The sequence below is a fragment of the Magnetococcales bacterium genome (assembly GCA_015228815.1).
GTDB lineage: Bacteria > Pseudomonadota > Magnetococcia > Magnetococcales > UBA8363 > UBA8363.
Genome location: JADGCV010000071.1, coordinates 1 through 11,001, shown reverse-complemented (window position 1 = coordinate 11,001; position 11,001 = coordinate 1). Strand labels below are relative to the sequence as shown.

At 56.6% G+C, this 11,001-nt stretch carries 9 protein-coding genes; 5 read left to right on the top strand and 4 right to left on the bottom strand.

The genetic code is table 11. The annotated features are described in order from the left end of the window. Window positions 1-116 precede the first annotated feature (116 nt). From HQL76_17470 to HQL76_17455, 4 genes are all read left to right on the top strand, one after another. Complete coding sequence (locus tag HQL76_17470) at window positions 117-833, top strand: polyprenol monophosphomannose synthase (protein MBF0110960.1); 717 nt, start codon at window positions 117-119, stop codon at window positions 831-833. Beyond that, window positions 830-2,485, top strand: a complete 1,656-nt coding sequence (locus HQL76_17465) for a tetratricopeptide repeat protein (GenBank protein MBF0110959.1) — start codon at window positions 830-832, stop codon at window positions 2,483-2,485. The genes HQL76_17470 and HQL76_17465 overlap by 4 nt, the downstream gene beginning before the upstream one ends. Before the next feature lie 62 nt (window positions 2,486-2,547). Next, window positions 2,548-3,045, top strand: coding sequence for a hypothetical protein (locus HQL76_17460; protein ID MBF0110958.1), 498 nt, complete (start codon window positions 2,548-2,550; stop codon window positions 3,043-3,045). Then, window positions 3,042-4,472: a glycosyltransferase gene (locus HQL76_17455; protein ID MBF0110957.1), complete on the top strand. Its 1,431-nt coding sequence runs from the start codon at window positions 3,042-3,044 to the stop codon at window positions 4,470-4,472. Before HQL76_17460 ends, HQL76_17455 begins: the two co-directional genes overlap by 4 nt. Before the next feature lie 36 nt (window positions 4,473-4,508). Here HQL76_17455 and HQL76_17450 read toward each other — a convergent pair whose 3' ends face one another. From HQL76_17450 to HQL76_17440, 3 genes are all read right to left on the bottom strand, one after another. After that, window positions 4,509-5,000, bottom strand: coding sequence for a hypothetical protein (locus tag HQL76_17450; protein ID MBF0110956.1), 492 nt, complete (start codon window positions 4,998-5,000; stop codon window positions 4,509-4,511). Window positions 5,001-5,090: 90 nt separating this feature from the next. After that, window positions 5,091-5,795, bottom strand: a complete 705-nt coding sequence (locus HQL76_17445; protein MBF0110955.1) for a response regulator — start codon at window positions 5,793-5,795, stop codon at window positions 5,091-5,093. Then, window positions 5,792-7,315 carry a DUF4118 domain-containing protein gene (locus tag HQL76_17440; protein MBF0110954.1) on the bottom strand — a complete coding sequence of 508 codons (1,524 nt, stop codon included), beginning with the start codon at window positions 7,313-7,315 and terminating at the stop codon, window positions 5,792-5,794. Before HQL76_17440 ends, HQL76_17445 begins: the two co-directional genes overlap by 4 nt. A 285-nt stretch (window positions 7,316-7,600) precedes the next feature. Between HQL76_17440 and HQL76_17435 the strand changes: the two genes are divergently transcribed. Next, window positions 7,601-9,106 (top strand): methyl-accepting chemotaxis protein, encoded by a 1,506-nt coding sequence (locus tag HQL76_17435; GenBank protein MBF0110953.1) that lies wholly within the window; start codon window positions 7,601-7,603, stop codon window positions 9,104-9,106. Between the two features lie 707 nt (window positions 9,107-9,813). Here the strand turns inward: HQL76_17435 and HQL76_17430 are convergent. Then, complete coding sequence (locus HQL76_17430; GenBank protein ID MBF0110952.1) at window positions 9,814-10,854, bottom strand: hypothetical protein; 1,041 nt, start codon at window positions 10,852-10,854, stop codon at window positions 9,814-9,816. Between the last annotated feature and the right edge of the window lie 147 nt (window positions 10,855-11,001).

Here is an 11,001-nt window from a genome sequence, read left to right as displayed (position 1 = left end):
AAGGGGTTTCCCCTTCCCAGTGGGGGTTTGGGGGCGAAGCCCCCAATGTTTTTGACTTTGCCTTTGACTTTTTTGCCTGAAGGGTATCATGTTCGAACCGTCAAGAAAGGCCTGATATGCCCGAACTGGCATTGATCATTCCGACCTACAACGAAAGTGGCAACATCGGCCCTCTGGTGTCGCGTCTCGATGTCGCCTGCGAAGGTATCGACTGGATGGTCCTCTTCGTGGATGACGATTCTCCCGACAAGACCGCCGATGTGGTGGCGGAGGTGGGGCGTCGTCATCCTCGGGTGTCGTGTTTGAAGCGGGTAGGGCGGCGGGGGCTTTCGTCGGCGTGCATCGAGGGGATGCGTCATGTGCGAGCGCCGGTCTATGCGGTCATGGATGCCGATCTGCAACATGACGAGTCCCGTTTGCCCTTGATGCTGGACAGGATTCGCGCCGGGGACGATGTGTGCGTCGGGACGCGCTATGCGGCGGGGGGCAGTGTCGGCGAATGGGGCCTGTCGCGTCGATTCATCAGTTGGTCGGCGACGGCGCTGACCAACCTGCTTCTGGGATTGCGCCTGTCCGATCCGATGAGTGGTTTCTTCATGGTGACCGCCAAAGTCATGGACCAGGTTTTTCCCCGACTGGAGGGACAGGGGTTTAAAATTTTGCTCGACATCGTCGTCCATGCCGATCGATCGATCGCCATCGGCGAGGTTCCGTTTACCTTTCGTCCGCGACGCATCGGGGAGAGCAAGTTGGGTGGTGGGGTTATTGTCGCGCTTTTGTTGTTTCTCCTGAAAAAAGCTCCAGGCCGACTCATGACCTTCATGCGACCGTGATCCAGGAACTGTTACAACGTGCCGTGCAATACCACGCCGCCGGGCGATTGGCCGAGGCGCAATCCCTGTATCGGGAGATTCTCGACCATCATCCGGATCATCCCGAGGCCCTTCATTTTCTGGGGATCGTCGCCCACCAGAAGGGACGGGATGATCTTGCCCTTCCCCTGATCGAACGATCCCTGACCGTGAAACCCGACAATCCGGGGGCGTTGAACACCCTGGGGATCGTTCTGGGCCGACTGAACCGCGACGTGGAGGCGGTCATCCACTATCGCCGTTCCCTGGCCCTTCATGCCGATCAGGCGGAGGTCCATGGCAACCTGGGCATGGCCCTGGCGCGGTTGGGGCGATTCGACGAGGCCCTGGAGAACCTGAAACTTGGCGTGTTGTTGGCGCCGGACATTGCGGGCCACCACGTGAATTTGGGCAATTTTTACATGATGGCGCGCTGCCTTGAAGAGGCGGTTTCCTGTTATCATCGGGCGGTCACGTTGCAGCCAGGAATGATCGAAGCCCATGCCAATCTTGGCAATGCCTTGGTGGAAATCGGTCGGGAGGAGGAGGGGATTGTCCATTTGCGTCAGTCCATCACTCTGGATCCCACCGCACCCCAGGGGTACCACAATCTGGGCAACGCCTGGCAAAAACAGGGGCGGCCCGATCTGGCGCTTCCGTATTATCGTCAGGCGGTTCGGTTGCAACCCGATTGTCCCGACACCCTGTTCAACGAGGGATTGTCGCATCTGCAACTCGGGGCGTTCCGGGAGGGATGGGCCGGTTATGAATGGCGCTGGCGGACAAGGGGGTTTATCCCGCACGGTTTCACGGCACCGCAGTGGGATGGCAGGGCGTTTCCCGGCCAGACCCTTCTGATCCATTGCGAGCAGGGATTCGGTGACAGCCTGCAATTCATCCGCTTCGTGCCGCAGGTGAAGGCCCGTGGCGGTCGCGTGGTGGTGTGTTGCCCCCCGGCCCTGGAACGATTATTTTCCCGGATCGCGGGGATCGACCGGCTTGTCGGTGATGTCGCCGATGTCGGACTGTTTGACTGGCAAATACCGTTGTTGAGTCTCCCCCGGGTGTTGGACATCACGCTGGAGTCGCTCCCGGGAGGGAGGGCCTATCTGACGGCGGATGGGGGGCTGGGGCGGACTTATCGTGAATGGTTGGCGCCTCTGTCCGGACTCAAGATCGGTATTTCCTGGCGTGGTGATCCCCGGCATGGCAATGATCGTCGCCGTTCCATGACGGCGGCGGCGTTGGCGGCGGGGCTGGCAACGGTTCCGGGGCGCCTCGTCGGGTTGCAGAAGGATGCGACACCGGAGGAGGTGGCGCTTTTTGCGCGACGGGGGGGCGGGTGGTTGGATGCCTCGGGCTGGTTGCATGATTTTGATCATACGGCGGCCCTTGTCGTCCATCTTGACCTGGTGATCGCGGTCGATACGGCGGTGGTTCACCTGGCGGGAGGTTTGGGCCGTCCGGTGTGGTTGTTGTTGCCGAAGGTCGCCGATTGGCGCTGGTTCCTGGATCGGGAAGAAAGTCCGTGGTATCCCGGAATGCGGCTGCTGCGACAACGGGTGGCGGGCGATTGGGCGGAACTGCTCCACCGGGTCGCCTGGGCACTGGAACACGAATGGGACAGGGCTTGAATCGGTTCTCCCGCTTCGGTGGGGTTGGGGATGGAACCTGAAGGTTTTTGGAGCGTTGCGCCATGGAGAACAAAAAAAAGACGCTGGAACGCCTCGTGGGCATGGCCCTCAATGTGCAAACCATGCTCGATCACCATGGACACTCGATGATTGCCCTGCACATCGATGGCCGGTATGTCGAGATTGAATTCTCCCTGAGACGCGCCCGGGGAAACGAGATCAGGGAGGGAGACCGGGTGATCGTGGTCGGGCATCCCCAGGACGAACGGTTCAAGGCCATCGCCTATGTCAATGCCACCCTGGGGACCTCCGCCACGGTGAACATGATTCGCAACCACTACCTGTTCGGTTGTGGCTTCATGACCCTGGCGGGAGGGCTGCTGTTTTCGATCCTTTCGGGTTGGAAAGGGGGGCTGATACGCTACAGCAATGAGGAACTGGCCATTGCCGCGATCATGTTCTTTTTCGCCAGTATGATTTTTTTTATGAAAGGACGGCTGATCGATCGTGCCAAGGGGCTGGCAGTGATGGATGTGCGTGACCGGGATTCGCGGATATGAGGGAATCGGACAAGAAACAGGAGCTGAGACGGTTGTTCGACGAACTGGCGCCGCAGCGGAAAAACTGGTTGAAAAAAAACGCCTGTTTCTACGATGACGATACCCGGTACCTGCGATTTTTGATCCCGGAGGGCAAACGGGTCCTGGAACTGGGGTGCGGTACCGGGCAGATGCTCCAAGCCCTAGCCCCTGCCCATGGCGTCGGCGTCGATTTCAGCATCGAGATGATTCGGATCGCCCGGGCCGACCATCCCGATCTGACGTTTGTTTGTGCCGACATGGAGGATCGGGAGGCCCTGCGCCGGATCGAGGGACCGTTCGATTTTATCCTCATGTCCGACGTGATGGGACATTTGGAAGATGTCGAGGAGACCCTGTTGGGCCTTCATTCCTTGTGTGACGCACGGACGCGAATCATCATCACCCACTACAATCAATATTGGGAACCTGTGCTGCGCCTGGGGGGTCGGCTTGGGTGGCGGATGCCGTCACCGGTGCAGAACTGGCTCACCTCGCGTCAGATACAGGGATTTCTGTCGCTGGCCAATCTGGAACTGGTACGGCGGGAGTGGCGGCAATGGCTGCCCCTCCCTTTCTTTGGGCTCGAAAGGATCATCAACCACACCCTGGGCACCTTGCCGTTGGTGCGCCATTTGTGTCTGCGGCGGATCTTCGTCGCCCGTCCCGTTCCCCGGGGGGAGATGGAGGAACCCTCGGTGACCATCGTCATTCCGTGCCGCAACGAATTTGGCAACATTGAAGCGGCCATTCGTCGCATTCCCCGTTTTTGTCGCGACATGGAAATCATTTTCGTCGAGGGGCACAGTCAGGATGGGACCTTCGAGGAGATTCAACGGGTGATTGCCTGTTATCCCGATCGGGACATCAAATGTTTCAAGCAGAAGGGAAACAACAAGGGGGATGCGGTACGGCTTGGATTTGCCGCGGGACGCGGGACGGTGTTGATGATCCTGGATGCCGACCTGACGGTTCCACCCGAGGATTTGCCGAAATTCTATCGGGCAGTGGTCCAGGGGAAAGGGGAGTTCGTCAATGGATCGCGCCTGATCTATCCCCTGGAAAACGAGGCGATGCGAACCCTGAATCTTTGGGCCAACATGTTTTTTTCCCAGCTGTTTTCCTGGCTGCTCAACCAGCCGATCTCGGACACCCTGTGCGGCACCAAGGTGTTGTTCCGGCGGGATTATGAACAGATCGCCGCCAACCGGCATTATTTCGGGGAGTTCGATCCTTTTGGCGATTTTGACCTGTTGTTCGGCGCGACCAAGGCCAATCTCAGGATCATCGAGGTCCCGATCCGCTACCGCGCCCGATCCTATGGCGAAACGCAGATCCTCCGTTTTCGCCATGGCGCCCTCTTGCTGCGCATGGTCCTGTTCGCGTTCAAGAAACTGAAACCCTTGTGACATGGTCGCCCAAGGTCATTTTCCGTGCCGCGGGAATTATTTCCCTGGCAAGGATTGGGGAACGGTCTGGCGTATCTCCTGGGGGGCAACAGGGGCGAACTGGACCGGCAAGGGCCACGCCCGCATCAGGCCGAAAAGAATGCCGATCCCCGCCAGGATCATCCCCCCCATCTTGAGGACCATTCGCAGTTCGAGTTCCTTGAGTTTTGTTTCCAGTTTGGTGTCGAGTTCCTTGAGTCTGGTTTCCGCTTTGGTGTCGAGTTCCTTGAGTCTGGTTTCCGCTCTGGTGTCGAGTTCCTTGAATCTGGTTTCCGCTCTGGTGTCGAGTTCCTTGAATCTGGTTTCCGCTTTGGCATCGATTTCCCTGAGGTCCCGTTTCAGGTCCAGGACATCCCGTTTTGTGGCCAGACGATCTTCCACCAGCTCGACCAGGGCTTCGGCCTGGATTTCCGCCTGCCGTTCATCCACGCCTGCTTCCCGAAGTTTTTTGATGTAGGCGTGGGTATCGAATGCAATGGTGTTTCCCATGTCTGGTTCTCCTCCTTCGGGAGACTTTACCCCATACGATCCAGCAACGTCTACCATGAATGTCCGGAACAAGGGTTTTTTTTATGATTTTTATTGTCGGACAAGGCGGTAGCCGATACCGATTTCGGTCATGAGGTGTTTGGGATTGGAGGAATTTTCCTCGATCTTGCGGCGCAATCCCGCCATGAAGACCCGCAGGTAATGGGGGCGATCGACATAATCGGGACCCCAGACTTTTTGCAGGATGAAGCGGTGGGTCAGCACCCGTCCGACGTTGGCGACCAGGAGGGTGAGGATCTGGTATTCGATCGGGGTCAGATGAATCGGTTGTTCTCCGCGTTTGACCCGGCGATGAATCATATCGACCTGGATATTGCCGAATTCGAAGATTCCTTCCTCGATGTCGCCGCCACCATCCTGACGTGAACGTCGGCGCAGGACGGCGCGGATGCGGGCCTGCAATTCGGGAACGCCGAACGGTTTGGTCAGGTAGTCGTCGGCCCCGGCATCGAGGGCGGCGACCTTTTGCACCTCCTCGGTCCGGACCGACAACACCAGGATGGGAATTTCGCACCAGAGGCGCATTTCCCGAATGACATCGACGCCATCCCGATCGGGCAGACCCAGGTCGAGGATGATCAGGTCGGGACGACGGGAGGCGGTTTCCAGCAATCCCTGTTCCGCCGTTTCCGATTCCCAGACCTTGAATCCCGAAGCCGACAGTGCCATGGCGACATAACGGCGAATCATTTTTTCATCCTCGATCAGGACGACATTTTGCGGGGATTCGGTCATTGGAGTTCCTCCGTATCCAGGGTGACGGCGGGTGGTTCACCGATGGGCAAGGTGATTTCGAAGCGGGCGCCACCGGAAGGCAGGTTATGCGCCCGAATTGTTCCCCCATGGGCCATGATGATCGCCCGGACGATGGAGAGACCCAGTCCGACGCCACTGGAGCCGGTGGTCGTTTTGGCATGGACGAATTTGGCGAAGATGGCCTCTTCCTGTCCCGTGGGGAGGCCCGGACCATTGTCGGAAACATGGACGATGACCTTCTTCCCGGCGACGAAGGCGTCGATGTCGATGCGGCTGCCACAGGGGGTGTGACGGGTGGCGTTTTCCAACAGGTTGCAAAAGACCCGTTCCATCATCATGCCATCCAACTCGATGAGCGGTATATTCAGGGCCATGGTGACCTGCACATCGTATCCGGTCAAAACGTTCATGCTTGTTTTGAGCGCTGCGCCGACGACCTCTTCAAGGACCTGCCATTCCTTGTTGAGGGTGACGATATCGCGGTGGAGTCGTGCCATGTCGAGGAGTTTATCGACATCCGACAGGATCAGGGCGATCTGATGGCGCATGCCGTCGAGCATGGATTGATGGTGTACCCCGAGCGGGGGGAAACTCAATTGCATGGCATCGGCCATGCCGGCCATGGCGGCGACCGGGGTGCGGATGTCGTGGGAAAGGCTGGCCAGCAAGGCGTTGCGCAGGCGTTCGGATTCGATGCGAATCTGGGTTTCGCGTTCTCGGGCGGCATAATCCAGGCGTTCCAGGACCAATCCGACGAAGGACAGGCAGGTCTTGAGCAGCGATTCCTGTTCCGCGGACAGGGGATTGGTGGATGGAGGTGGTCCCATGATCAGAATGCCCTGATTTTTCTCGCTTCCGGGCAAGGGAAGATACAGGTGACCCGCGTCATGCCGGGAAAAGAGGTCCGTCCAGGGGCCGGGTGGGCATTGAAAGAGTTTCCGGGCGAGGGAAATATCGATGCGGTCGCCCGGGGGGACCACTGGTTTCAGCGATTCGTTGGCATCGGGCAGGAGCAGGATGCATTCTTCATCGAAATTTTCCCGGATGAAGTGGCGGCATGAGGGGTACAACTGTTCCGAGGTCACAATTCCGGTCAGGGAACTGGCCAGTTCGTACAATGAACGGATCCGGCGTTCCCTGTTTTCGGCGAGCACCACCTGGGTTCGCAGACCCGAGGTCAGATGACTGGTGATCAGGGCGATGAACAGCATGAAAAACAGCGTCAACAGGTATTGCAGGTCGATGATCGCGAAAGAGGAATGCGGCGGAAGGAAAAAATAGAAAAAGGCGATGAGGCTGAAAATGGAGGCAAGGATCGAAGACCGCCGCTCCATTTTCAGGGCAGTCAAAAAAACGAGAAAAAGGTAAACGACCAGAATGTTGGCCAACAACAGTTCCCGACGCAAGGGAATCATGAGTGTCGTGATCAGGGCCACAAGCGCCGCAACGAGAAAATCATTTTTACTGAAGAGAAACAGGGAAAATCGGGAGGCGGGCATGTCCGGGCAACTCGGGAGATCGGGGGCGAAATCATCATGGACCCATCATCCACCCAATGATACTCCGTTCGCAGGTTTCATGCGAGGATCATGGCGTGTGCATCCATGGCCGTTTCACCTGCCCTCGGGCGTGGGGAACGATTGGGCATGTCATTTTCTTCCAGGACAAGATATTGTTTATGGACAGGAGAACGGCAAGGAATGTAAACTAACATTCATGAACTTGAAAGGCCCGGCAAACGCCCCTTTCCGCGAAAATTTGTTCGGGAATCCAGTGAGGTCGCCATGAACATGATGAGCATTCGCCACAGGTTGATTGTCAGTTTCTTGATTGTGTTTGTCGTCGGCTGGATTGGAAATTTTTTAATTTTCGAGGCGACGCGCACGGTGATGATCCGGACGGAAGAAACCGGAAAGGTATCGCTGCCCTTGCTGGTGGTGGCGGACGACATGGTGGCGGCGACGATCGAGGTGCAGCAGTGGTTGACGGATGTGTCGGCGACGCACAATGCGGATGGATTTCAGGATGCCCGTGATGCGGCGGAGGTGTTCCGGGCGGGTTTGCGGCGTTTTCGCGAACATGATCAGGGATCCGCGGATCGGCTCCATTTTCTTGATACGTTGGAGGTGGCGTTCAATGAATTGTATGCCACGGGGGAGCGGATGGCCCACGCCTACATGAATGAAGGATTGGAGGCGGGCAATCGGATCATGGAGGCGTTTGACGAGGCTTCGGATGTGTTGAAGGAGCGGACGCAGACGCTGCGGACATGGCAGGTGGAGGGGGCGGAGGGGATGTCGCGGGAGACATTGGCGGCAACGTGGCATGTGCGGCGGGTGATCGGGTGGGTGATTGGGCTCGGGACGGTATTCGGGGTGGCATTGGCGTGGCTGCTGATACGGAGCATTGTCGGTCCGCTTGAGACGTGTGGCATGGCGCTGAACGGGGTGGCGGCGGGCAATTTGGGCATTACCTGCCATGTCGAGGGCAAGGATGAAATATCACGTTTATTGCAGACGACGTTTTCGTTGATCGGGGTGTTGCGGGGGATTATTCACGATATACGGACGACTTCCGAGACGGTGCATGACGAGAGTCTGATGTTGCAGGAGGAGGCGGAGGCGTTGGAGGTTTCGGCGACGCGGCAGTCGGCGGCGGTGGAGGAGACCTCGGCGGCGATGGAGGAGATTGCCGCCAGGACGGAGCAGAATTTCGAGAATGCCAACGTTGCCCGGGAGATTTCAGGCGCGGTGGCCGCGAAGGCGGAGGCGGGACGGCAATCGGTCCATCAGGCGACGGCGGCGATGGAGGAGATCGCGGGAAAGATTTCGGTCATCGAGGACATCGCCCGGCAGACCAATCTGTTGGCGCTCAATGCCGCTATCGAGGCGGCGCGGGCGGGAGAGTCGGGAAAAGGTTTTGCGGTGGTGGCCGGAGAGGTGAAGAAATTGGCCGAGCGGAGCCGGATGGCCGCGGGGGAGATCACGACATTGGCCAGACAGTGTGTCACGGTGTCGCAGGGGGCCAATGAATTGTTGCAGGCGCTGGTCCCCGAGATCGACAAGGCGGCGCAACTGGTGGCGGAGATTGCCCATGCCTCGACCGAGCAGCGCCAGGGGACGCGACAAGTCAACGAATCGATCGGCGGTCTCGACACCCATATTCAGGAAAACGCCCGTCAGGCGGAAACCCTGTCACAATCGGTGCGCCTCCTGGCCGGGCAGGCGGAACAACTCTTCAACGCCATCTCCTTTTTCAAGTTGGGAGATGCGTCTCCGGAGGCGCGATGACGGGGGGGGGGAGGGGAGAAGAACCCTAATCATGGGAAACCAGGGGGAAGGCCCAGGGAAAATCGGCGCTTGTCTGTTTTGACTTGCGCCGGTTTTCATGAAGTTGATCGTAGATCTTGACTTCAGCAAGAAAACGAAGTATTATTGAAATGAAGGCTGGTCAACAGCTGAGACATAAGTCCGAGCCAACTGGACAGGATTCATCCGCATGTTTCGTTCGCTTTTTTCCTGATGTTCCCGGTCCTCGCGATGCAGAGGTTCCCATCGAGAGTGGCATGCCGATGTTTGAACGGATTCCCACACTTGAGCCGCCACTTTGCGTAGATTTTCTTCGGACCACACGTTATCGACCATTTTAGAACCTCCATGACAGAGTGGATGGGAAGAATCGTCGAGAGGCCCCTCCAGCGTTCTTAATCGGAGGAGTGTCTGCACGAATCGAGCCAAAAAAGAACGCAACCGCATTTCAGAGAAAATTCACCGTACATATCTTACCATACGCGCCTGCCCGCGTCAATTGTCCAAATAAAAAAATGAATACCCTGATGAAAAAAATATCAAGACATGCAAGTGATTGAAGGAGGAAACAGTTGCTGCTCGTGGCTTGATTTTTGCTGTTCGTTAAGGAAACCCATAAAAAAATACATAAAATATATGTTTAATTGTTGATCGAAAAGTCAATGTCGTCAACCAGGGGGCCTGGAATTTTAGTTGCTGGCGAGGAATTCACGAATCCGTTTCAGTGTCGGATTTTGGGTGTCCGTTGAAAAGGCGTGTTTCGTGGCAAAGTGTTCCACGGTCTCCCGCATCATTGTGTTCCTGACCGGCCATTTGGACAGAAAGATGACGTATATTTCGAGTATCGCATTATGTAATTCTTCACTGTCGAGGTTGTACCATTTGGCGAGGGACGAGGATAGCTGGTCGGCAAGATTGGGATCATGCTCGGGAACTCGGTCCAACCACGAGATCAAGGTATGGGCAGAAATGATCGTGACTCGAATATCGGGAGGGCTCCACTCGTTAGCCAATCGAGGAACCTCCTCCAGTTTGTTTTTCATGCTGGTGGAGATTGCAAGTTTACGCCCCAATTCTTCGCCGCTTTTGCGAAGGCTCAAGTTGGGAAGACTGAGGTATGCCAGAACCTCATTGCGTAGGTCAAAGACTGAATTGACCAGATTTGCGCCGTAATCAGGATCGTATTCGATGACGAAGCGGTGCGTGATCGTTTGTTCGCAGACATCCGCGATCCTGTTCAATATGGATACGACCCTTTCCAAATGTTCTTTTTTCTCGGAATCGGCGCTTTTTTTTGTATAACGTCCGGACCGGTTGTTGACCATGAAGTACTGATTTTCTTCATGCCATTTCAGTTCCCCGGCAATACGGGCGCGGCCTCCCGCGACCAGTGCGGGGTGTCCCAACATGTTGTCGGGATTATCAGGGGTTACAGGTCTTTCTTTTCCAATGATCAGTCGTCCATGGCCGTCGATGAGCCAGATGAACGTGGTGCCGGAAACTGGATTGGCAAGCCAGCGGAAAAGAGTGGTTCCGGGATCGATCCACTCTTGTGCATTTACGTTATCAAAAATGATGCGTTCATCATCGTTGAAGGATTTGCACAGCCCGTTTTCGTCAAGTTCCCATTCTTTCAGGCGCGATGGAAGGTGTAAATTTCCATATTGATCTGAAAGCGTTTCTCTATGAAAATGTGTTTGACGTTCAGAGACGGTATTTACCTGTTTCATCCAATAGAGGAAAACAACAGATTCACTCCATAGATAGAATAGTTGGCTGTCCGTGGTTCCGACAACACGGTTTAAACCGCACCTATTTTGGGATACGTAGTTTTTCGACTTCGGGATCCAGGGAATTTTTCACCCACAATCGATCTG

What these genes read in the sequence shown, in the direction of transcription:
- HQL76_17430 (MBF0110952.1), bottom strand. Translation starts at nt 10,854, where the DNA reads ATGAAACAGGTAAATACCGTCTCTGAACGTCAAACACATTTTCATAGA.
- HQL76_17440 (MBF0110954.1), bottom strand. Translation starts at nt 7,315, where the DNA reads ATGCCCGCCTCCCGATTTTCCCTGTTTCTCTTCAGTAAAAATGATTTT.
- HQL76_17460 (MBF0110958.1), top strand. Translation starts at nt 2,548, where the DNA reads ATGGAGAACAAAAAAAAGACGCTGGAACGCCTCGTGGGCATGGCCCTC.
- HQL76_17455 (MBF0110957.1), top strand. Translation starts at nt 3,042, where the DNA reads ATGAGGGAATCGGACAAGAAACAGGAGCTGAGACGGTTGTTCGACGAA.
- HQL76_17470 (MBF0110960.1), top strand. Translation starts at nt 117, where the DNA reads ATGCCCGAACTGGCATTGATCATTCCGACCTACAACGAAAGTGGCAAC.
- HQL76_17445 (MBF0110955.1), bottom strand. Translation starts at nt 5,795, where the DNA reads ATGACCGAATCCCCGCAAAATGTCGTCCTGATCGAGGATGAAAAAATG.
- HQL76_17450 (MBF0110956.1), bottom strand. Translation starts at nt 5,000, where the DNA reads ATGGGAAACACCATTGCATTCGATACCCACGCCTACATCAAAAAACTT.
- HQL76_17435 (MBF0110953.1), top strand. Translation starts at nt 7,601, where the DNA reads ATGAACATGATGAGCATTCGCCACAGGTTGATTGTCAGTTTCTTGATT.